A 23,246-nucleotide genomic window follows, 5' to 3' on the forward strand; every position below is an offset into this window, starting at 1 on the left:
TCGCTGGGGCGGTATCGAGGAGGAACCTTGCTAGCTGGCGATATCGCTGGCGGCGAGCACGGCGAGCGTGACCAGTTCCGATGCCGTCGACGCCATCGTGGCCACCTGAACCGGCTTGTCCATGCCGACCAGCATCGGCCCGATGACATGGTCTCCGCCGAGTTCGCGCAGCAGCTTGGCTGAGAGATTGGCCGATTGCAGGCCGGGCATGATGAGCACGTTGGCGGGTGCGGACAGGCGGCTGAACGGATAATTGCTCATGACCTTGGCATTGAGCGCCACGTCGGGCGCCATCTCGCCTTCATATTCGAAGCTCACGCCGCGCGCGTCGAGGATCGCCACGGCCTCGCGCAGATTCTCCAGCCAGTTGCCCGGCGGGTTGCCGAAGGTCGAATAGGAGAGGAAGGCGACGCGCGGTTCGTGGCCCATCTTGCGGGCCACCGCCGCCGTGCCTTCGGCGATGTCCGCCAGTTCCTCGGCGGTCGGCCGCTCGTTGACCGTCGTGTCGGCCATGAACACCGTATGCGTCTGCCCCACCAGCACATGGATGCCGAATGGCGTCGCGCCCGCGCGCGGATCGATCACCTTGCGCAGCTCGCGCATCGTCTGCGCATAGGTGCGCGTCGTGCCGGTGATCATCGCATCGGCCTCGCCCAGCGTCAGCAGCATCGCGCCGAAGATGTTGCGGTCGCGGTTCACCATCCGCTCGACTTCGCGCTTCAGGAAGCCACGACGCTGCAGCCGCTCGTAGAGATGCTCGACCATCTTGGGCACCAGCGGCGAATTGACGCTGTTGTGCACCTCGAAGCTGTCGGGATCGTCGACGCCCATCGCACGCAGCCGATCGCGGACCTGTTCGCGGCCGACGAGCACGGGAATGCCGTAGCCGCCGTCGCGGAACTGGATCGCGGCGCGGAGCACCGTCTCTTCCTCGCCCTCGGCGAACAGCACGCGCTTCGGCCGCGCGCGCGCGGCTTCATAAGCGAGCGTCAGCACCGAGGTGGTCGGATTGAGTCGCGCGCGCAGCGACTGGCGATAGGCCGCCATGTCGAGGATCGGCTTTTGCGCCACGCCCGAATCCATCGCGGCCTGCGCGACGGCGGCGGGTACGATCTCCATCAACCGCGGATCGAAGGGGGCGGGGATGATGTAATCGGGGCCGAAGCTGTGGGCGAGGCCGCCATAGGCCAGCGCGACCTCTTCCGGCACCTGCTGGCGCGCGAGTTCGGCCAGCGCCTCGGCGGCGGCGATCTTCATCTCCTCGTTGATCGCGGTGGCGCGCACGTCGAGTGCGCCACGGAAGATGAAAGGGAAGCCGAGCACGTTGTTCACCTGGTTCGGATAGTCCGAACGGCCGGTCGCGACGATCGCGTCGGGGCGCGCGGCCTTGGCGGCCGGCGGCGTGATCTCGGGATCGGGATTGGCCATGGCGAAGATGATCGGCTGCGGCGCCATCTTCATCACCATCTCGGGCTTGAGCGCATCGGCGGCGGACAGGCCCAGGAAGACGTCCGCGCCGTCCAGCGCTTCCGCCAGCGATCGCCGGTCGGTCTTGGCGGCGTGGGCGGATTTCCATTGATCCATGCCGGTTTCGCGGCCTTGGTAGATCACGCCCTGGCGGTCGCACATCAACACATTGTCGTGCGGCACGCCCATCGCCTTCACCAGTTCGGTGCAGGCGATCGCGGCGGCGCCAGCGCCGTTGACGACCACCTTCACGTCCTTGATCGAACGATTGGTGAGGTAGCAGGCGTTGATCAGGCCGGCGGCGGTGATGATCGCGGTACCGTGCTGGTCATCATGCATCACCGGAATGTTCATGCGCTCCTTCAGCGCCTGTTCGATGATGAAGCATTCGGGCGCGCGGATATCCTCCAGGTTGATGCCCCCAAAGCTCGGTTCGAGCAGCGCGACCGCGTTGATGAAGGCATCGGGATCCTCGGTCGCGAGCTCGAGATCGATCGAATCGACATCGGCGAAACGCTTGAAGAGCACCGCCTTGCCTTCCATCACCGGCTTCGACGCGAGCGCCCCCAGATTGCCCATGCCGAGGATGGCGGTGCCGTTGGAGATCACCGCCACCAGATTGCCCTTGGCGGTATAGTCATAGGCAGTGCCCGGATCGTCGGCGATCGCGCGGACCGGAACGGCGACGCCGGGGGAATAGGCAAGGCTCAGGTCGCGCTGCGTCGCCATCGGCTTGGATGCGATGATCTCGATCTTCCCCGGACGGCCGTAGGAGTGGAAGAGCAGCGCCTCCGCTTCCGAGAATTTGACGTTGCTTCCTTCGCTCATGCTCTGCCTTCCGTTCATATCGTTTCATGGGTGCCATAGAACGTGATCGGCCGAGGCGAAAGCGCTTCGGCGCCTGATCCAAAGCATGATTCCGGCTTTCAACGACCTGTCGTTTCATGCCCGGCTCATTTGATCCCGATCGCGCCAAAAAGCGGCTTTGGCAAAGCGGTGCGAAGCCGGTATCAGCGGCGGTTCGCATGACCAAGCACCCCGCTCCCGCCGCCAGCCAGCCGACGCCGATGATGGCGCAATATCTGGCGCTCAAGGCCGACGCCGCCGATTGCCTGCTCTTCTACAGGATGGGCGATTTCTTCGAACTGTTCTTCGACGACGCGAAGATCGCGGCGGCGGCGCTCGATATCGCGCTCACGGCGCGCGGCGAACATGACGGGCGACCGATCCCGATGTGCGGCGTTCCCGCGCATTCGGCCGAAGCCTATCTCGCGCGGCTGATCAAGGCGGGGCATCGCGTCGCGCTGGCCGATCAGATCGAGACCCCCGAACAGGCGAAGAAGCGCGCCGGATCCAAGGCATTGGTGGGACGTGCGATCATCCGCGTGGTGACGGCGGGCACGCTGACGGAAGAGACGCTGCTCGATGCGCGCGCGGCCAACTGGCTGGTCGCATTGGGCGAGGCGGGTGGCATGCTGGGGCTCGCCGCCGCCGATATCTCGACGGGGCGTTTCGAGGTCGCCGAGATCGCGCCCGAAAGCCTGGGGGCCGAACTGGCGCGCCTGGGCGCCGCCGAGATCATCGTGTCGGAAAATGCCGATCACTGGCCAGACGGCGCTTTCTCGCGCCCGCGCGGCGATTTCGACAGCGTACGTGGCGAGGCGCGGCTGAAATCGCTGTTCGGCGTCGCGACGCTCGACGGTTTCGGCGCATTCGGTCGCGCGGAGCTCGCCGCGGCGGGCGGGCTGGTCGCCTATCTCGACCATGCCGGCAAGGGCAGCCTGCCCTTCCTGCAAGCGCCGCTGCGGCGCGCGCCGACCGCGCATATGATGATCGATGCGGCGACGCGCGAAAGCCTGGAGCTGACGCAGGCACAGGGTGGCGGGCGGGCCGGCAGCCTGCTCGATTCGATCGATCGGACGGTCACCGGCGCGGGCGCGCGGCTGCTTGCGGCCGATCTGGGCGCGCCGCTCGCCGAACGCGGGCTGATCGAGGCGCGTCACGATCTGGTCGCCTTCTGGTTCGACGATCCACACGAGCGCGAGGGGCTGCGCGTGGCGCTGAAGGCCCTGCCCGATATCGGGCGGGCGCTGGGGCGCTTGGTGGCCGGGCGCGGTGGCCCGCGCGACCTGGGTCAGCTTCGCGACGGCCTTGGCGAGGCGCGGATGTTGCGCGAGCGGCTGGGGCGGCTCGCCAATCCGCCCATGCTGCTCGCCGATCTGCTGCCCCGGCTCGACGGTCATGGCGCGCTGGTCGAGCATCTGTCGCGCGCGCTGGTCGCCGCCCCACCGATCGACGCCGCGCAGGGCGGCTATATTGCTGAAGGCTATGATGCCGCGCTGGACGAATTGCGCGGCATCGGCGGCGACGGCCGCCGCGCCATCGCCGCTCTCGAAGCGCGCTTCCGCACCCAGACGGGCATCGCGACACTCAAGATCCGCCACAACGGCGTGCTCGGCTATCATGTCGAGGTGCCGGCCAAATCCGCCGACGCGCTGATGGCGCAGGATTCGGGCTTCACCCATCGTCAGAGCCTGGCGGGCGTCGTCCGTTTCAATGCGCCCGAACTGCACGAACTGGCGCTGCGCGTCACCCAGTCCGGCGCGCATGCGCTGGCGGCCGAGGCCGCGCATCTGGAAGCATTGACCGAGGAAGCGCTTGCCAGCCGCGATGCGATCGCCGCCACCGCCGATGCGCTCGCGCGGCTCGACGTGGGCGCGGCGCTCGCCGAGCGCGCGGGTGAAGGCGGCTGGTCGCGGCCGTCACTGGTCGATCATCCCTGCCTGGAGATCGAGGGCGGTCGTCATCCGGTGGTCGAGGCGGCGGTCGGTCGTACCGGCGAACGCTTCGTCGCCAATGACTGCAGATTGTCCGAGCACGAGCGTGTCTGGCTGGTCACCGGCCCCAATATGGGCGGTAAGTCGACCTTTCTGCGGCAGAACGCGCTGATCGCGGTCCTCGCGCAGACCGGGAGCTTCGTGCCGGCCGCGAGCGCGCGGCTCGGGCTGGTCGACCGGCTGTTCAGCCGGGTCGGCGCATCGGACAATCTGGCGCGCGGCCGCTCGACCTTCATGGTCGAGATGGTCGAAACCGCCGCGATCCTCGCCCAGGCAACGCCACACAGCTTCGTCATTCTCGATGAGGTGGGGCGCGGCACCTCTACCTATGACGGGCTCGCCATCGCCTGGGCGGTGGTGGAGGCGGTGCATGAGGTCAATCGCTGCCGCTGTCTCTTCGCCACCCATTATCATGAGCTCACCCGGCTGGCCGAACGGCTCGACGCCCTGTCGCTCCACCACGTCCGTGCGCGTGAATGGAAGGGCGATCTGGTGCTGCTCCATGAGGTCGCATCGGGGCCGGCCGATCGCAGCTATGGCCTGGCCGTCGCCAAGCTCGCCGGTTTGCCGCCAGCGGTGCTGTCGCGCGCCGGCACGGTTCTCAAGAAGCTGGAGGCGGGTCGCGCGCAGACCGGCGGGCTGGCGGCGGGCCTGGACGATCTGCCGCTGTTCGCCGCGATGGCGGCCGCACCGGAGGAAGCGCGCGATGTCTTGCGCGACGCGTTGGCCGCGATCGACGCCGACTCACTCAGCCCCCGTGACGCACTCGAGGCGCTCTATGGTCTCAAGCGACTGGCGGAGGAGGGCTGAGCGATTGGAAAGCGTGACGAACCTTCCTGAAACTCCTATCTGAAGCCCATGCCCGCGCGCTTCGACAGTCTTTCCAATCGCCGCCGCATCGTCGATCGGCGTGCCCTGTCCGATGCGCTTGCGGCATTGCCCGAGACCGGCGGGGCGGCGAAGCAACGTCCGGCGATGGTGGCGCTGCTGCGCGAGGCGCTCGATGCCGGCCGCGCGGAGATCGCGCGGCGGCTGGCCGAGAACCCCTCGCGCGGGACCGACGCGGCATCGGCGCAGGCGTTCCTGACCGACCAGATCCTGCGGCTGATCTTCGATTTCACGACGCAGCGGCTTTATCCGATCAACAATCCGACGGCGTCGGAGCGCCTGGCTCTGCTCGCGGTCGGCGGCTACGGCCGGGGCGAGATGGCGCCCTATTCGGACGTCGACATCGCATTCCTGACACCGTGGAAGCAGACGGGCTGGACCGAACAGGTCATCGAATCGATGCTCTATTCGCTCTGGGACCTGGGCATGAAGGTCGGCCATTCCAGCCGCTCGCTCGACGAGATGGTGCGCATGGCGAAAAGCGATCTCACCATCCGTACCGGCCTGCTCGAATCACGTTATGTCTGGGGCGATCAGGCGTTGTACGACGAGGCCTGGGCGCGGTTCGATCGTGAGGTGATGGCGGGCACCGGGCGCGCCTTCATCGCCGACAAGCTGGCGGAGCGCGATGTGCGCCACAAGCGCATGGGCGACAGCCGCTACGTCGTCGAGCCCAATATCAAGGAAGGCAAGGGTGGGCTGCGCGACCTCCACACCCTGTTCTGGATCGGCAAATATGTGCACCGCGTGCCGACCGTCGCCGAACTGGTCGACAAGGGGCTGCTGACCCGAGACGAACTGCGCCGGTTCCAGAAGGCCGAGAATTTCCTGTGGGCGGTGCGCTGCCATCTGCACATGATCGCAGGGCGTGCGGAAGAGAGGCTGACCTTCGATTTCCAGCGCGAGATCGCGTTGCGCATGCGCTATGCCGACCGGCCGGGGCGCTCCGCCGTCGAGCGTTTCATGCAGCATTATTTCCTCACCGCGAAGCAGGTGGGGGATCTGACCGGGCTGTTCCTCGCGCATCTCGACGACAGCTTCGCCGCACGTGGCCGGCGGTTCATGGGGCTGCCCGCGCTGCGCCGCACTCCGCGCAAGCTGGCCGGCTTCGTGCTCGATCGCGGCCGGCTGGCGTTGCCTGACGACGGCTTCTTCCAGCAGGATCCGGTCCGCCTGATCGAGATCTTCGCGCTGGCCGACAAACATGGCCTGGAAATCCATCCGCTCGCGATGCGCGCGGCGGCGCGCGACGCGCGGTTGATCGACGCCGGCATCCGCAATGATCCGCGCGCCAACGCACTCTTCATCGACGTGCTCACTTCGCCGCGCGATCCCGAAACGGTGTTGCGCTGGATGAACGAGGCGACGGTCTTCGGCCGCTTCGTGCCCGATTTTGGCCGCGTCGTCGCGCAGATGCAGTTCGACATGTACCATCATTATACGGTGGACGAACATTCGATCCGCGCGATCGGCCTGCTCGCGCAGATCGAGAAGGGTGACCTCAACAACGATCATCCGCTGTCGACGACGATCGCGCGCCAACTCGTGTCGCGCCGCGTGCTCTATGTCTCGGTGCTGCTGCACGACATCGCCAAGGGCCGTGGCGGCGATCACAGTGTGCTCGGCGCCGAAGTCGCGACGAAGCTGTGTCCGCGCTTCGGCCTGTCGCCGGCCGAGACCGAGACCGTTGCATGGCTGGTGCGCTATCACCTGTTGATGTCGGCGACCGCGTTCAAGCGCGATCTCGCCGACTTCAAGACGATTCTCGATTTCGCCGAGGCGGTACAGAGCCCCGAACGGCTGAGATTGCTGCTGATCCTGACCGTCGTCGATATCCGCGCGGTCGGCCCCGGAGTCTGGAACGACTGGAAACGCCAGTTGCTCACCGGTCTGTTCGAGGCGGCGGAGGAAGTGCTGCGCCTGGGCCACAAGCAGAAGGGCCGGGAGGAGCGGATCGCCGCCAAGCAACAGGCCCTGGCAACCGCGATGGGCTGGGACGAGGCGACGATCAAGGCGGCGGCGCGCCGCCTGCCGGCATCCTATTGGATCGCCGAACCGCTCGATGTGCTCGAGCGCAATGCCCGGCATGTGGCGGCGGCCGGAGACCAGCCGCTCTCGATCTCGGCGCAGGTCTATCCCGATCGCGGCGCGACGCTCGTCACCGTCTATGCCAGCGACCATCCCGGGCTCTTCTATCGGGTCGCGGGCGCCATTCACCTGGCGGGCGGCAGCATCATCGACGCGCGCATCCACACGACGCGCGATGGCATGGCGCTCGACAATTTCCTGGTCCAGGATCCGTTCGGTCGCATGCTCGACGAACCCGAGCGGCTGAAGCGGCTCGAACGCGCGATCGAGGATGCGCTCGCCAATCGCCACAAGCTCAACGAGCGGCTAGCCCAACGTCCGCTCGCCCGCACCCGGGCGGAAGCCTTCACGATCCAGCCCGCGGTGCTGATCGATAACAAGGCGTCGAACCGCTATACGGTGGTGGAGATCAACGCGCGTGATCGGCCCGCTCTGCTCCATGCGCTCGCCTATGCGCTGTTCCAGTCGAAAGTGACGATTCACTCGGCGCATATCGCCACCTATGGCGAGCGCGCGGTCGACACCTTCTACATAACCGATCTGATCGGCGACAAGGTGGAGGGTGCGCAGCGGCTGAAGGCGCTGGAGCGCCGGTTGCTCGACGCGGCCGCGGGTGAGGACGCCGCCGAAGCGGCCTGAAAAGAAAGGTCCGCCCCGGTTTCCTGGAACGGACCTTCTCCCCCAGATGCGAGGTGCGAAGCGGCCGAACGACCGCTTCGCCGGGCATGTCAGAACTTGCCGCGCAGCGTGACGCCATAGGTGCGGGGTTCGGCGAGATAGGCCGAGAAGATCTGACGGCCACCGGGATATTGCGGATCGACGAAGGGCGCGCTTGTCACGCCGGCCTGGAAGGGCGAGTTGAACGCAACCTGCGTATAGCCCTTGTCGAACAGGTTCTGCGCCCAGAGCTCGACCGCCCATTTCTCGTCGCGACCGCGCAGGCCGATACGGGCATTGACCAGCGCGAAGCCGTCCTGTGCCTTTTGCGGGAACAGATCCGATCCGGTGTTGTAGTCGCCCATCATGCGCGCATCGACATAGAACAGGCCTGACAGGCCGGAGTCGCCGATCGGCGGGGTCCAGGTGAAGGAGCCGGTGGTCACGATCTCGGGCGCGTTGGACATCAGGTTGCCCGGCAGTACGCGGAGCGCCGGATCGAGCGCCGCGCCGGTGTCGCGCCCGACCAGGTCGCCGCGATATTTGGTGCGTGCCCAGGTGAGGCCGGCGTTGACGCGGACATAGGGCGCCGGCGTCATCGACGCTTCGAGTTCGACACCCTGCGAGCGCACGCCATAGGTGACGTCACCCGGTGCGCAGGTGCCGGTGGCGAGCGAGAGATCCTCATCCGCGGCGCTGCCGCCCACCAGGTTCGAACAGCCATTGATGTTCTGCACCAGGAAGACCGTGCCGTTGAACGTGTTGAGCTGGAAGTTCGAGAAGTCCTGGCGGAACGCCGAAAGGTTGAAGGTGAAGTTGCGGAACGACAGCTTGGTGCCGATCTCATACGCATCGACCTTCTCGGCGTCGAAGCGCAGATTGGCGACGTTGAAGCCCGACGACGCGCTGGCGAACGGGAAGATCGTCGAGGTGGTCAGCGCCGAACGATCGAGGTTGAAGCCGCCCGCTTTATAGCCCTTCGAATAGCTGGCGTAGAACAGCATGTCGCTGTTGGGCTTGTACGAGAGCACCGCCGTACCGGTGAATTCGTCGTCCTTCATCCGGTCCGACAGATTGTAGCCGTTGAGCTCGGAGCTCGAATTGCCCTGGCACGACAGGCCGATGATCGCGCCTGCCGTGGCCGCCAGCGCCGGCACCGCGAGCAGCGAGCCGAGCTGCTGCTTCTGAACAAGGCAGGCGGTGTTGTTATTGTTGAAATTGGCCCGGAAATTCTTGGTTTCGGTCGTCCAGCGCAGGCCGGCGGTGAAATCGATCGTATCGGTGATGTGCACGATATTGTGCGTGAAGATCGCGAAATTCTCGCTCTTCTGGCGATAGACCGCGTTGTCGTCGCCGACGCTGCGGATGCCGTCGAGCCGGTCGAACGCACCCAGCACAAGCGGGGTGGCCGCGCCGAACGCGTTGGTCGCGATCAGCCCGGCGCGGCCGGCGGCGCTGAGACAGCCGCTCTGCGATGCGTCGAAGAAGGCGGCGAGTGTGCTGCCCGAAACGATGCGGCAGGTGGCGAAGCGGCCATAATCGCGGCCGAACTTCAGATTGTCGGTCACCTTCAGCTTCTCATTGGCGTAATAGCCGCCGACCAGCCAGTCGAGCTTGTCGTCGAACGCCGTGCCCTGCAGGCGGAGTTCCTGGCTGAAGGTCTGGAAATCGCGCTGATAGGCGGATTTGCCGGGCGCGCGGAACAGGATGTCGATCTGGCTGTAGTCGGTGTCCGAGCCCTGGTTTGAGCTATAGTCGCGATAGGCGGTGATCGACGTCAGGCGGGCATTGCCGAAATTCCAGTTGAGCTCGCCCGAAATGCCCATGTCCTTGGTCTTGCCGACATAGGAACGGCCCGGTGAGACATAGACGTCGCGTTCATAGGGATTGATCGTGAACGATGCCGGATTCTGGCCCATCGCGGTCAGCACGCGGACGATGGGGTTCTGGGCGGGGTCCAGCAAGCCGCCCACCAGCGGATTGTCCGCCGCGCGCAGATAGACCGCGGCGCAGCAGCTCTCGTCGCGCTTCGTATAATCGCCGATCAGGCGGAAGCTGAGGTCGCTGGTCGGTTCGAACAGCAATTGTCCGCGCAGGAAATAGCGGTCGCGATCGTTGATCCGGTTACCGTTTGTGACGTCCTTGTAGAATCCGTCGCGCTTGACCCACACGCCGTCCACGCGCGCGGCCAGAGTCTCGCCGATCGGGCCGGTGACACTGCCGCCAACCCGCCAGAAATCGTAATTGCCATAAGTGGCTTCGGCGGTCGCGCCGAATTCGAAAGCGGGCTTCTTGCTGACGATGTTGAGCAGGCCGGCGGATGCGTTGCGGCCGAACAACGTACCCTGCGGGCCGCGCAGGACTTCGACACGTTCAACCTCGCCCAGTTCGTTGAGGCCGATGCCGGAGCGTGAGCGGTAGACGCCGTCGATGAACACCGCCACCGAGCTTTCCAGGCCGGGATTGTCGCCGACGGTGCCGACGCCACGGATGCGTACGGAGCCATTGGCTTCCGATCCGGTCGACGACACCAGCAGCGACGGCGCGACCTGGTTGAGCTGGCGGATGTCGTTGGCACCCGAATTCTGCATCGTTTCGGCGGAAACCGCAGAGATGGCGAGCGGCACGTCCTGAAGCTGCTGCGCGCGGCCTTGTGCGGTCACGATGATGTCGTTGTCGCTGGTCGCCGTATCTTCCGTGGCCTGTGCGGGAGCGGCGTCCTGCGCGATGGCGGGGGTCGCGAGAGCGAAACAGGCAACGGAAACAAGCCAGAAGGACTTGGACATATAGGCTCCTCTCGATTGTCGTTTTCTTGTCTATTTGTCCGTGAAGCTAACGCGGTCGTCCGAAGCTCGCCAGCGGGCAGCGTGCCGGGAATGGCAGTTTTCCTTGGGTTAGCGGCCTTTTTGCCACAGTGTATCATTTGACGCTACGGAAAGCGGCGGGCGCTGCGGTGCGGCAAGAACGCCAAAAAGGCGCGCAGACCGAAGTCGCGCGCCTTTCAAGCGTTCAAAGGTGAAATCCGGTGGCATTCACCGGCAACCCGCCCTGCTTATTTGGGGGCAAGCACCATCAGCATCTGGCGGCCTTCCATGCGCGGATAGGCTTCGACCTTGGCATCCTCGGCCGTGTCTTCCTGAACGCGCTGGAGCAACGCCATGCCGAGCTGACCGTGGCTGAGTTCGCGGCCCCGGAAGCGCAGCGTCACCTTTACCTTGTCGCCCTCGCCGATGAACGCGTGAATCTTCTTCATCTTCACGTCGTAATCATGGTCGTCGATGTTCGGACGCATCTTGATCTCCTTGATCTCCTGCGTCTTCTGCGACTTGCGCGCGAGGTTCGCCTTTTTCTGCGCCTCGTACTTGAACTTGCCGACGTCGAGGAACTTGGCGACCGGCGGATCGGCGTTGGGGGAAACCTCGACCAGGTCGAGCCCGGCCTCCTGGGCCTGCTCCATCGCTTCCCTTGTATACATCACGCCCAGATTCTCGCCGTTTTCATCGATCACGCGGACCTTGGGCGACGAGATGAATTCATTGTAGCGCGGGCCATTCATGGGCACCGGCGGGGCGCCGAGAGGGCGCCGGGTCATGGGCGGACGTATAGCAGTGTCTCCTGAATCGGGATCGTGAGCGCGCCATTTAGCGATTCACCGCGTCCGAGAAAAGGGCAACGGTGCGACGGAAAGCATATTTCCGCCGCACCGTTGCGATTAAGCGTCACCTGATGCGGCTGGCGCCGAGCTTTGCGCTTCGTTCAGCTACGCCGCAAATCGGGCGGTGTCGCCTCGGCCAGCAGCATCGCGACGGCATCGGCCAGCGGCATCACGCGCTGCCCTTCCTGGCCCAGCGTGCGGATGGCGACAGTGCCTTCCTCCGCTTCGCGCTTGCCGATCACCAGCAGGTGCGGGACCTTGGCGAGCGAATGCTCGCGCACCTTGTAGTTGATCTTCTCGTTGCGCACATCGGTCTCGGCGCGCAGCCCGGCGGCGCGCAGCGCCTCCAGGACGGTCGCGGCATAGTCGTTGGCGTCGGACACGATCGTCGCCGCCACCGCCTGCACCGGCGCCAGCCAGAGCGGGAAGCGCCCGGCATGATGCTCGATCAATATGCCGATGAAGCGCTCGAATGTGCCCAGGATCGCGCGGTGGAGCATCACCGGCCGATGCTTTTCGCCGTCCTCGGCGACATAGGCGGCGTCGAGGCGCTCAGGCAGCACGGTATCGGCCTGGATCGTGCCCACCTGCCAGGTGCGCCCGATCGCGTCGGTCAGGTGGAATTCCAGCTTCGGCGCGTAGAAGGCGCCTTCGCCGGGCAGTTCTTCCCAGCCATATTCGTCATTGGCGCGCCCCGCCGCCGCCACCGCGTCACGAAGGATCTGTTCCGCCCGATCCCATTCGGCGTCGCTGCCGAAGCGCTGATCGGGCCGCAGCGCCAGCTTGATCGCGTATTTCTCGAAGCCGAGATCGGCATAGACGCTGTCGAGCAGGTCGCAGAACGCCACGATCTCCTCGATCAACTGGTCTTCGCGACAGAAGATGTGCGCGTCGTCCTGCGTGAACTGGCGCACGCGCATGATGCCGTGCAGCGCGCCATGCGGTTCGTTACGATGGCAGCAGCCGAATTCGGCCATGCGGATCGGCAGTTCACGATAGCTGGTGATGCCCTGTTTGAAGACCAGCACGTGCGCGGGGCAGTTCATCGGCTTGAGCGCCATCAGGTCGCCCTTGCCCGACAGCACCGGCGCATCGTCCTCGGTCGACGGAATCTCGTCGGGCACCACGAACATGTTCTCGCGATACTTGCCCCAATGGCCCGAACGCTCCCATTGCCGGGCGTCCATCAACTGCGGCGTCTTCACCTCGACATAGCCCGCCGCGTCGAGGCGGCGGCGCATATAGGCTTCGAGCTGGCGCCACAGGATGAAGCCCCTGGGGTGCCAGAACACCGAGCCCTGCGCTTCGGACTGGAGATGGAACAGGTCCATTTCCTGACCGATCTTGCGATGGTCGCGCTTGGCGGCTTCCTCCAGCCGCGTCAGATGCGCGTCGAGCTGCTTCTTGTTGAGCCAGCCGGTGCCGTAGATGCGGCTGAGCATCGCGTTCTTCTGGTCGCCGCGCCAATAGGCGCCCGAAACGCGCGTCAGCTTGAACGCCTGCGGATCGAGCTTCCCGGTGGAGGCGAGATGTGGGCCGCGGCACATGTCCAACCAGTCGCCGCCCGACCAATAGACCGTCAGCGCCTCGTCGTCGGGCAGTTCGGCCGCCCATTCGGCCTTGAAGGTCTCACCCTGTTCGGTCCAGCGCGCGATCAGGTCGCTGCGGCTCCATTCCTCGCGCTTCAGCGGTTTGTCGGCGGCGATGATCGCGCGCATCGCTGCTTCGATCGCGGGCAGATCCTCGTCGGTGAAGGGGCGATCCTTGGGCGCGAAGTCGTAATAGAAACCGTCGTCGGTCGACGGTCCGAAGGTGATCTGCGTGCCGGGGAAAAGCTGCTGCACCGCTTCGGCCAGGATGTGCGCGAAATCGTGACGTGCCAGTTCGAGCGCGTCGGCTTCGTCGCGCGCCGTCACCAGCGCGAGCTGCGCGTCGCCTTCCAGCGGGCGCATGATGTCGCGCAGTTCGCCATCGACGCGCGCGGCGATCGCCGCCTTGGCCAATCCCGGCCCGATCGCCGCGGCGATGTCCGCGGGGGTAGTCCCCGGCGCAACCTCTCGGACGGATCCGTCGGGCAGCGTGATCTGGAACATCTCGGACATGGGGATGGGTTTGCCTTTTGCTTGGATACGCGGAATTGCGCGCGCGGCTTATGCCTTTGGCGGCGCGCGATGCCAAGGGTGGCTTGGAGAAAGCGGCGCGAGGCTGGTAGATGGTGGTCTCGCTCGCCAAATGAAGGGGCTTTCCCGTGTTCCACAAGCTGTTCCGCGCCCATCCCGCCGACCTCGGCGAAAGCTATGGCGAGCATTTCCGCGCCGCCTTTGGCTTCGGTGTCGCGATGATCGTCGGCGGAATCGCCTGCATCATCCACGCGATCGTGCCCGGTATCTTCCAGACCACGGGTAGTGGCGCGGTCCGGCGGCTTTACGAACTCATGGTCGCCAAGCGCGCCGCAAAGCGTGAGGCCAATATCGAAATGGCCTCCATCGAATGGGTAATCTGATCCGTTTACGAGCCAATCCGTTGACGCGGCAGGGGATTTGATGCCTGCTGCCGGCAGGGCATCACTGGGGGAGCCGCAATGGACGATCACGCCGCAACGCATGATCAAGGTGCTGGCGAAAGCGCATTCGCCTTCGACGGATCCTGGCGCGAATTCGCGCCGATCGCGATCACGAACCTGCTGCTGACGATCGTCACGCTCGGCATCTACCGCTTCTGGGCGACGACGCGCGAACGCCGCTATTTGTGGAGCCGCACGCGCTTCATCGACGATCGTTTCGAATGGACGGGCACCGGGCTGGAACTGTTCATCGGTTTCGTCCTGGTCGTGCTGCTGGTCTTCGTGCCGCTGTTCGTGCTGCAGTTCGTCGCGCAGGGCATGATCCTGCGCGGGCATTTCGTGGCGGTCGGCTTCCTGTTCTTCCTCCTCTATGTCTTCTTCTTCTATCTGTTCGGAATCGCCCGCTTCAGGGCGCTGCGCTATCGCCTGAGTCGAAGCTGGTGGCGGGGCATTCGCGGCGGCAGCGACGATCAGGGCTGGCGCTACGGCTGGTCCTTCCTCTGGAAAACGGTGGTCAGCTATCTCGCACTCGCGCTCATGGTGCCCTGGGCGATGGCCAGCCTGTGGAACGAACGCTGGAACGCGATGAGCTTCGGTGCACAGGCGTTCGAATCGAATGCGCGCTGGGGCAATCTTTTCCTGCGCTACCTGATCTGCTGGGCCTTGCCCTGGGTGATGGCGGTCGGGCTGATGTTCGCGATGATCCCGGTCATCATGATCGCGGCGGGCAGCGGCGAACCGCCGGGGCCGGGCCTCATGATCGCCATCTTCGCGCTCGTCCTCGCCTTCTACGTGCTGATACCGCTGGCCGCGCTGGTCTATTACGCGGCCTTTATGCGCGAAGCGGTCGGCGCGCTGCGTCTCGGCACGATCGAATTCGCGTTCACGGCGCGGACCAAGCACTGGCTGTTGTTATTCCTGGGCAATTTCGGGCTGTGGCTGCTGGCGGTGGCGGTCGCGATCATCCCGCTCATGGCGTTGGGCCTGTTCGCGAATTTCACGAACCTGCAGCCGGGCGAAACGCCTTTTTCGGAAAACAGTCTTGGTTTCGTCGTCACGCTTATCGTGCTGGTGATTCCTTTTGCGCTCGTCGGCCCATTCATCCGCTATCGCACCTGGCGGTTTGGCGTGACCTGGCTCGAAGCCTATGGCGAGATCGATGCGGACATATTGACGCAGTCGACCACCCGCACGCCCACGCAGGGCGAAGGGCTGCTCGACGCTTTCGACGTGGGTGCGATCTGAGGTGAACGACGGCGTTCCGGTCTGGCATTATGACGGCGTCACCGCACGCCGTCGCCATCCCCTGCTGGTGCCGGACGCCGCCGGATTCCGCCTGATCGAGGATGAGGCAGAGTCGGGCCCTTTCGGCTGGGAAGCGCTTGTCGCACAAGCCGGCGGCGCGAATGAGCGCGTCTATGGCCTCAAGTCGTATCCTGGCTGGCGGATCGGCTTTGCCGGGGACATGCCGGCGGAAATCGATACACTGCTGCCGCATCCGGAACGTTATGGCCGGCTGATCGACCGATTCGGTCTTGTCCGTGCATCGGCGGTGCTGGCGGTCATCGCCGGTTTCGTCGTCTTCATCGGCGTCACCGCGCCGGGCTGGCTCGCCCCCTATGTGCCGTCGAGCTGGGAGAAGCGGCTGGGCGACGCCATGGTCGGCGATTTCGGCGGGCGTTTCTGCAAGGGGGCCGGCGGTCAGCAGGCGCTCGACGCGCTCGCCCGCCAGCTCGATCATGGCGGCGATCCGATCGAGGTGCGCGTCGCCAATATCAAGATGGTCAATGCGGTGGCCTTGCCCGGCGGCAAGGTGGTGATCTTCCGCGAACTCCTGTCCGACGCGAAATCACCCGACGAGGTGGCGGGTGTGCTGGGGCATGAGATCGGCCATGTCCGCAATCGCGACGTGATCGCCGCGCTGTTGCGGCAGATGGGGCTCAGCGTCCTGCTCGGCGGTTTCAGCGGCGATGTCGGCGGCACGTTCAACGCGCTGCTGTCCGCCACCTATTCGCGCGAGGCGGAGGCGAACGCCGACAATTATGCGATCTCCGCCCTGTCGCGCGCGGGCATTTCCCCCGCCGCGACGGCCGGCTTCTTCGCCCGGCTCGCGCGCGACGAAGCGAAGCTCGGTCCGGCGCGCGCCGCGCTCGGTTATATGTCCAGCCATCCGCTGTCGGAGTCGCGCGAACGCAAGTTCAAGGCGGGCGTGACCGCGTCGACGCACTATCGCCCCGCGCTCGACGCCGCGCAATGGCGGGCGCTGTCCGATATCTGCAAGAACGATCCCGAGGCTGAGGAAGGCTGGTTTCCCGGGTGACAGGCCAGCCGAAAAGCGGGTGCCGCTTTCACGGATGATGGGTTAGGAACAGTCCATGTCGCCAGATTTCCTCGCCCGACCCGACGGGCTTCGTCTCGCTTACGCGCATCGCCCCGGTAACGGACCCACCGTCGTTTTCCTGCCCGGCTATATGTCTGACATGGAAGGGTCCAAGGCGCTCGCGCTTGACGCCTGGGCCGCCGAAACGGGGCGTGCGATGCTGCGGCTCGATTATGCCGGCTGCGGCGCCAGCGAGGGGGCGTTCGAAGACGGCACCTTGCTGTCGTGGCGCGATGACGTGCTGCACCTGATCGACGCGTTGACCGAAGGGCCGCTGCTGCTGGTCGGATCGTCGATGGGGGGCTGGCTGATGCTGCTCGTCGCGCTCGCGCGGCCGGATCGTCTCGCCGGCCTGGTCGGCATCGCCGCCGCGCCCGACTTCACCCAATGGGGCTTCACCGACGCGCAGAAGATCGAGATCGTCGAGCGTGGCCGGATCGAGGAGCCGAGCGACTATGCCGATTCACCCTATGTGACGACGCGTGGCTTCTTCGAGGCGGGGCAGGTCAGCCTGATGCTCGATGCGCCGATCGCGATCGACTGTCCGGTGCGGCTGCTCCACGGCCAGGCCGATCCGGATGTGCCATGGAGCGTTTCACTCCGCCTTGCCGAACGGCTTCGTTCAGCGGATGTGCAGGTGGCGCTGGTCAAGGACGGCGACCATCGCCTGTCGCGTCAGCAGGATATCGCCCTGCTCCGCGCGACCGTCGCCAGCCTGCCGGAGACCGGATGACCCCGATCCTTCTGATGCTCGCCGCCCAGACGGCCGCTCCGGCCGGTGCCGAAGCGCGTTTCGACGCCTGTGTCGCTTTGATCGCCGAGGATCCGGACAAGGCGATCGCCAGTGCGGATCAGTGGCGGATCGCTGGCGGCGGCGTGCCGGCGCGGCATTGCCTTGCGCTCGCCTATGCCGCGCAGCAGCGCTTCGCGCCGGCGGCGGTCGCGTTCGAACAGGCGGCGCGCGATGCGGAGATGGCGCGCGACGCGCGTGCCGCCAATCTCTGGGTGCAAGCGGGCAATGCGCGGCTGGCGGCGAAGCAGCCGGAACAGGCGCGCGGCGCTTTCGATGCGGCGCTTGCGCACGGCACGCTTGAGGGCGAGCAACTGGGTGAGGCGCATCTCGATCGTGCCAGGGCGCGTGTCGCGCTCGGCGACAATCCGGGCGCGCGTGCCGATCTGAACGCGGCGCTGAAACTGGTGGCCGCCGATCCGCTGGCCTGGCTGCTCTCGGCGACGCTCGCGCGGCGGACCAACGATCTGGCGCGTGCGCAGACCGATATTGCGGAGGCCGCGAAGCTGTCGCCCGACGATCCGTCGATCGCGCTGGAGGCGGGCAACATCGCGATTCTCTCCGGCGCGCCGGAGGCCGCGAAGGTGGCGTGGCAAGAGGCGGTGCGCAATCGGCCGGACAGCGATGCCGGCAAGGCGGCGGCGGCGGCGCTCGCCGCGCTGGAGGCCGATATGGCGAAGGCAGCACCGCAACCGGCGAAGCCGACGCCGCAATAAAGTGGTTCCGAGGCAGGTGGCAACACCTGCCGGCTCGGGAACCACGGTCAACAAAGGATATTCAGACTCGATCCGGTTCAATCTGAACCGGATCGAGTCTGGCGCGGGACGCGAGGCTGCAATGCATCGCGGGATCGCCTATATCGTCCTGGTCCGGCCCTGACCGGGCGGCAATCGAGGCAGGCCTTTCCCGTGAAATATCTCCACACCATGATCCGCGTCACCGATCCCGACGAGACCATCCGCTTTTTCGAGCTGCTGGGCCTCAGGGAAGTCGGGCGGATGGACAGCGAACAGGGCCGTTTCACGCTGATCTTCATGGCCGCCCCGGGCGACGAGGACGCGCAGGTCGAACTGACCCATAACTGGGATCCCGAACCTTATGCGGGCGGGCGGAATTTCGGTCACCTCGCCTATCGGGTCGACGATATCTACGAGACCTGCCAGCGGCTGATGGACGCGGGCGTGACGATCAACCGGCCGCCGCGCGACGGCCATATGGCGTTCGTGCGCACCCCCGACGGCATCTCGATCGAACTGCTTCAGGATGGCCGCCTCGAACCTGCCGAGCCCTGGGCGTCGATGCCCAATACCGGACAATGGTAGAGCCGGTCGCGGATCTGCTGGGCGCCCGTCCGCTGATCCAGGCGCCGATGGCGGGTGCTGGCGGCGTTGCGCTGGCTGCGGCTGCGATTCGCGGCGGCGGGATCGGCTCGCTGCCCTGCGCGCTGTTGAGCGCGCCACAGGCGATCGAACAGGCGGCTGCCGTCCGTGCCGAGGCGCGGGGGCCGCTTAACCTCAATTTCTTCTGCCATCACCTTGAAGCGCCGGGCGACGATTCGGCATGGCGCGCATTGCTTGCGCCCTATTACGCCGAATATGGCGTCGGCCCACCCGAGGTCCCGCCGCCGCTGCGCCGGCCGTTCGACGAGGCGATGTGCGAAGCGGTCGAGGCGATCGCGCCCGAGATCGTCAGTTTCCATTTCGGCCTGCCTTCGCAGGCCTTGCTCGATCGCGTCGCCGCGGCGGGCGCGCGCATCCTGTCGTCCGCGACCAGCGTGGCCGAAGCGCGCTGGCTGGCGTCGCATGGCGTCGACGCCGTCATCGCGCAGGGATTCGAGGCGGGTGGACACACCGCGCGCTTTCTGCCTGCGCCGGCCGGCACCGAGATGGGGTTGTTCGCGTTGTTGCCGCAGATCTCCGATGCCGTTGACCTGCCCGTGATCGCGGCCGGCGGGATCGCCGATGCGCGCGGTGTCGCCGCCGCCTTCGCGCTGGGCGCGCGTGCGGTGCAGCTTGGCACCGCCTATCTCCACTGTCCCGAAAGCCTCGCCTCTCCGGCGCATCGCGCGCTGCTCCTGGGGGAGGCGGCGGAGGCGACGCGGTTCACCAATCTGATCTCGGGCGGTCTGGCGCGCGGCCTGCCCAACCGGCTGGTCGAGGAACTGGGTCCGGTCAATCCGGCGGCGCCGCCTTTTCCCCATGCTTCCGCCGCCCTCGCCGGTCTGCGTGTCGCCGCCGAAGCGCAGGGGCGGACGGATTTCTCGACGGTCTGGAGCGGACAGTCGGCGCGGCTCGGCAGCCCCGAATCCGCCGAAGCGTTGACCCGCCGCCTGACCGATGCAGCGCGCGCGCATATCAAGGGAGAGCGATCATGCTAGAGATCGTCCGTATTCCAGTGCTCAGCGACAATTATGTCTGGCTGGTCCATGAGCCCGTCTCGGGTGAAACCATGGTGGTCGATCCCGCCGTCGCGCAGCCCGTGCTCGAGGAGGCGGAGCGGCGCGGCTGGCGCATCACCCAGATCTGGAACACGCACTGGCATCCCGATCACACCGGCGGCAATGCGGAGATCAAGGCGGCGACCGGCTGCACCATCACCGGTCCGGCCGCCGAAGCCGAACGCATTCCCACGCTTGAGCGGCTGGTAAGCGAAGGGGATCGCGTGGCGCTGGGCGGTGTCACCGCCGACGTGCTGGACGTGCCGGCGCACACCGCCGGGCATATCGCCTACCACATCGCCGACGAGGCGCTGGCGTTCGTCGGCGACACGTTGTTCGCCATGGGTTGCGGGCGGCTGTTCGAGGGGACGGCGGAGCAGATGTTCGGCAACATGCGGCGGCTGGCTGCGCTGCCCGACGAAACGCGCATCTATTGCGCGCACGAATATACGCAATCCAACGGGCGCTATGCGTTGGTCGCGGAGCCCGACAATGTGGCGCTGCGCGATCGCATGGCTGCAGTGGATGCCGCGCGCGCCGTCGGCGAGGCGACCGTGCCGACCACCATCGCTCTCGAACGTGCGACCAATCCGTTCATGCGTGCCGCCAATGTCTCGGAACTGGCGCGTCGCCGCGCGGAAAAGGATGCGTTTCGCGGGTGATTGTCGTATAGGTTGAGGGAGATAGAAACGCATGATGGAGATTTCGATGCGTGTTCTGATCCCCTTCGCTGCTCTTGCTGTCCTGGCCGGTTGCACCGGTACGCCTTCGCCATCGGAGGAGGCCGCCGCCGCCCGGCGCGCCGCCAGGGCCGAAACCGAACTGGCGGATGCGCTGAAGGGCAAGACCGCCGGCAAGCCGGTGAGTTGCGTCAATCTGCGTGACCTCCGCTCGACCAAGACCATCGGCGATCGCACGCTGATCTATGAAGTCAGTTCGCGCCTGGCCTATCGCAACGATCCGGCGGGTGGTTGCCCGGCCAGTGCCGCTGGCCGCACCCTCATCACGCGCACGCCCAGCACGCAATTGTGCCGTGGCGACATCGTGCGCGTGGTGGATCTGACCGCCGGTTTCGACGTCGGCACCTGCTTGCTTGGCGATTTCATCCCTTATCGGAAGTGACCCGAATGCGCTTGCCTTTGCTGATCGCGGGCGTCGTGGCCTTGCTCGCCGCCGCCCCGGTACCCGATGGCGAACGCAGCCCGCGCGCGCAGGCGAAGCTCGACAAGGCGCTGGCCGGGCGCGTGGCCGGCGCGACCGTCGATTGCGTCGATGTCGCGCGGTTGAGCGGGCCAAGCATCATCGACAGCCGCACGATTCTCTATCGTGACATGAGTCGGCGGGTCTGGCGCAACGATCTGCCCGAAATGTGCGGCATATTGCGGCCGGAGCGGATCGTCGTGCTCCAGCTCCAGGGCAACCAGCTCTGCCGAGGCGATGCGATCGACATTCTCGATCGCGGGCTCAACGTGCCGATGGGAAGCTGCCGCCTGGGTGGCTTCACGCCTTACGAAAAGGGGCAATAGCGCCCCATCACAGGCCCGTCTGGACTGAGCCTGTCGAAGCCCTGCTCTTCTTCAGCGCCAGCCGGGAAGGACGTGGTTTCGACAGGCTCAGCCCGAACGGATCTTTACAGGCCGGTGCATCAGCCCTTGTAGAGCGCGTCCATCCTCGGACCATAGACCTCGCGCAATACATGGCGGCGGATCTTGAGCGACGGAGTCATCTGCTTGTTCTCGATCGAGAAGGCCTCGTCGGCGAAGACGAAGCGGCGCACCTTCTCGGTGGTCGAAAGGTCGCGGTTGACGCGATCGACCGCAGCGGAGACGGCGGCGCGGAAGGGTTCATGCTCGCGCAGCAGCGCGATGTCGCCCGGCAGGCCGTGGGTCTTTGCGAATTCGCGAGCCCATTCGGCATCGGGCACGATCAGCCCGACCAGATAGGGGCGGCGATCCCCCGCCACCATCGCCTGGGCGATCTCCGGCTGGAGCGTCAATATGCCCTCCACCTTCTGCGGAGAGACATTGTCGCCCTTGTCGAGGACGATCAGATCCTTCTTGCGATCGGTGATGACGATCCGGCCCTTGGCATCGATATGGCCGATATCCCCGGTATGGAGCCAGCCGTCGACGAGCGCGCGTTCGGTCTCGGCCTCGTTGCGCCAATAGCCCTTCATCACCAGTTCGCCGCGCACCAGGATCTCGCCATCCTCGGCGATGGCGACCTCGGTATCGGGCAGCGGCGGGCCGACCGTGTCCATCTTGATTCCCGCCTTGGGCCGGTTGCACGAGATGACCGGCGCCGCCTCGGTCTGGCCATAGCCCTGCAGCAGGGTGAGGCCGAGCGAGTGGAAGAACACGCCGATATCGGGATTGAGCGGCGCGCCGCCCGAGACGAGCGCCTTCATCCGCCCACCGAAGCGCGCCTGGATCTTGGGGCGCAGCGTGCGATCGAGGATCATGTCCATCGGCCTGTCCCAGAAGGGCAGCCCGCCCTTCAGTTCCTTGGCCCCGATGCCCAGCGCGCGCCGGAGCAGCGCCTGGGGCAGTGTGCCCTGCTTCTCGATCGTCTTCACCATGCGCTGGCGCAGCACTTCGAACAGGCGCGGCACGACCACCATGATCGTCGGGCGGACCTCCTCGATATTGGCGGCGAGCTTGTCGAGCCCTTCCGAATAATAGATCTCGGCGCCCAGCCCGATCGGGAAGAACTGTCCGCCGCTATGTTCATAGGCGTGGGAGAGCGGCAGGAACGACAGGAACACCTCGTCGTCCCAGCCGAAATCCTCGGAGATGACGGCGGTGCAGCCGGCGACATTGTGCAGGATCGCGCCATGATGCTGCATCACGCCGCGCGGGGCCCCGCCGGTGCCGCTGGTGTAGATGATGCAGGCGAGGTCGTCGCGGCCGATGCTTTCGGCCGCGCTGGCGATCGCGGCGATGTCGGGGGCCTCGCTCTCGATCAGCGCGCGCCAGTCGTGAAAGGCGGTGTCGCCGGTCTGGCCGATCCGCATCTTCTCGATCCCGATCACCGCGCGCACGCGCGACGAGCGGATCACCGAGGGCATCACCACGCGGGCGAGCTTGTCGGTGGAGACGATCACCGCGCGCGCTTCACTATCCTCCAGGATATGATGATGGTCGCGCTCGGTGTTGGTGATGTAGGTTGGCACGGTCACGCAGCCGGCCGCCATGATGGCAAGATCGGCGATGCACCATTCGGGCCGATTCTCGGACACGAGCATGACATGTTCGCCCGGCCGCAATCCGATGCGCTTCAGCCCGGCGGCGAGCGCCGCCACCTGCTCCGCCACCTGCCGCCAGCTTTGCGAAACCCAGCGTCCGCCCTCCTTGTGCCAGAGGAACGGCGCGTCGCCCTTCTCCGCTGCGCGCGTGAAGAACATGGTGACGAGATTGGGAAAATGTTCGAGTCTGCGCATGGCCTCTCCCACAAGGCACGGTGCCCCCCGTGTCGCTTGATTCAG

The 23,246-nt window shown here is 66.0% G+C and carries 17 protein-coding genes; 12 read left to right on the plus strand and 5 right to left on the minus strand.

What is annotated here, in order from left to right:
* Positions 1–30 precede the first annotated feature (30 nt).
* On the minus strand, positions 31–2,295 hold the full coding sequence (locus tag ACODTA_RS19685; RefSeq protein WP_489067752.1) for an NADP-dependent malic enzyme: 2,265 nt from the start codon (positions 2,293–2,295) through the stop codon (positions 31–33).
* Between the two features lie 239 nt (positions 2,296–2,534).
* Here ACODTA_RS19685 and mutS point away from each other — a divergent pair, with 239 nt between their 5' ends.
* On the plus strand, positions 2,535–5,114 hold the full coding sequence (gene mutS, locus ACODTA_RS19690) for a DNA mismatch repair protein MutS (protein ID WP_489067988.1): 2,580 nt from the start codon (positions 2,535–2,537) through the stop codon (positions 5,112–5,114).
* A gap of 48 nt (positions 5,115–5,162) precedes the next feature.
* On the plus strand, positions 5,163–7,919 hold the full coding sequence (locus ACODTA_RS19695; RefSeq protein ID WP_489067754.1) for a [protein-PII] uridylyltransferase: 2,757 nt from the start codon (positions 5,163–5,165) through the stop codon (positions 7,917–7,919).
* An 89-nt stretch (positions 7,920–8,008) separates the two neighbouring features.
* Here the strand turns inward: ACODTA_RS19695 and ACODTA_RS19700 are convergent, their stop codons facing one another.
* The 3 genes from ACODTA_RS19700 to thrS all read right to left on the minus strand — a co-directional run bounded on the left by ACODTA_RS19700 (position 8,009) and on the right by thrS (position 13,694).
* Positions 8,009–10,723 carry a TonB-dependent receptor gene (locus ACODTA_RS19700; protein WP_489067756.1) on the minus strand — a complete coding sequence of 905 codons (2,715 nt, stop codon included), beginning with the start codon at positions 10,721–10,723 and terminating at the stop codon, positions 8,009–8,011.
* A gap of 266 nt (positions 10,724–10,989) precedes the next feature.
* On the minus strand, positions 10,990–11,529 hold the full coding sequence (infC, locus tag ACODTA_RS19705; protein WP_222991653.1) for a translation initiation factor IF-3: 540 nt from the start codon (positions 11,527–11,529) through the stop codon (positions 10,990–10,992).
* Positions 11,530–11,693: 164 nt separating this feature from the next.
* Positions 11,694–13,694: a threonine--tRNA ligase gene (thrS, locus tag ACODTA_RS19710; protein ID WP_489067758.1), complete on the minus strand. Its 2,001-nt coding sequence runs from the start codon at positions 13,692–13,694 to the stop codon at positions 11,694–11,696.
* Positions 13,695–13,840: 146 nt separating this feature from the next.
* Between thrS and ACODTA_RS19715 the strand changes: the two genes are divergently transcribed.
* From ACODTA_RS19715 to ACODTA_RS19760, 10 genes are all read left to right on the plus strand, one after another.
* Positions 13,841–14,095 (plus strand): DUF6356 family protein, encoded by a 255-nt coding sequence (locus ACODTA_RS19715; RefSeq protein WP_489067760.1) that lies wholly within the window; start codon positions 13,841–13,843, stop codon positions 14,093–14,095.
* 78 nt (positions 14,096–14,173) lie between these two features.
* Entirely contained in the window at positions 14,174–15,400 is a 1,227-nt protein-coding gene (locus tag ACODTA_RS19720) for a YjgN family protein (protein ID WP_489067762.1), read from the plus strand.
* Position 15,401: 1 nt separating this feature from the next.
* The gene (locus tag ACODTA_RS19725) at positions 15,402–16,475 is read left to right on the plus strand and encodes a M48 family metallopeptidase (RefSeq protein ID WP_489067764.1); all 1,074 of its coding nucleotides are present in this window, start codon (positions 15,402–15,404) and stop codon (positions 16,473–16,475) included.
* 55 nt (positions 16,476–16,530) lie between these two features.
* The gene (locus ACODTA_RS19730) at positions 16,531–17,268 is read left to right on the plus strand and encodes an alpha/beta fold hydrolase (RefSeq protein WP_489067766.1); all 738 of its coding nucleotides are present in this window, start codon (positions 16,531–16,533) and stop codon (positions 17,266–17,268) included.
* Positions 17,265–18,041, plus strand: a complete 777-nt coding sequence (locus ACODTA_RS19735) for a tetratricopeptide repeat protein (RefSeq protein ID WP_489067768.1) — start codon at positions 17,265–17,267, stop codon at positions 18,039–18,041. Before ACODTA_RS19730 ends, ACODTA_RS19735 begins: the two co-directional genes overlap by 4 nt.
* Positions 18,042–18,251: 210 nt before the next feature.
* Positions 18,252–18,647, plus strand: coding sequence for a VOC family protein (locus ACODTA_RS19740; protein ID WP_489067770.1), 396 nt, complete (start codon positions 18,252–18,254; stop codon positions 18,645–18,647).
* On the plus strand, positions 18,641–19,702 hold the full coding sequence (locus tag ACODTA_RS19745; RefSeq protein ID WP_489067772.1) for an NAD(P)H-dependent flavin oxidoreductase: 1,062 nt from the start codon (positions 18,641–18,643) through the stop codon (positions 19,700–19,702). The genes ACODTA_RS19740 and ACODTA_RS19745 overlap by 7 nt, the downstream gene beginning before the upstream one ends.
* Positions 19,696–20,424, plus strand: a complete 729-nt coding sequence (gene gloB / locus ACODTA_RS19750; RefSeq protein ID WP_489067774.1) for a hydroxyacylglutathione hydrolase — start codon at positions 19,696–19,698, stop codon at positions 20,422–20,424. Before ACODTA_RS19745 ends, gloB begins: the two co-directional genes overlap by 7 nt.
* A gap of 46 nt (positions 20,425–20,470) precedes the next feature.
* Positions 20,471–20,884, plus strand: a complete 414-nt coding sequence (locus ACODTA_RS19755; RefSeq protein WP_489067776.1) for a hypothetical protein — start codon at positions 20,471–20,473, stop codon at positions 20,882–20,884.
* A 5-nt stretch (positions 20,885–20,889) separates the two neighbouring features.
* Positions 20,890–21,288, plus strand: coding sequence for a hypothetical protein (locus ACODTA_RS19760; RefSeq protein ID WP_489067778.1), 399 nt, complete (start codon positions 20,890–20,892; stop codon positions 21,286–21,288).
* 119 nt (positions 21,289–21,407) lie between these two features.
* Here the strand turns inward: ACODTA_RS19760 and ACODTA_RS19765 are convergent, their stop codons facing one another.
* Positions 21,408–23,201 carry an AMP-dependent synthetase/ligase gene (locus ACODTA_RS19765; protein WP_489067780.1) on the minus strand — a complete coding sequence of 598 codons (1,794 nt, stop codon included), beginning with the start codon at positions 23,199–23,201 and terminating at the stop codon, positions 21,408–21,410.
* Positions 23,202–23,246: the final 45 nt, after the last annotated feature.

The organism is Sphingomonas sp. FG14 (assembly GCF_057809675.1).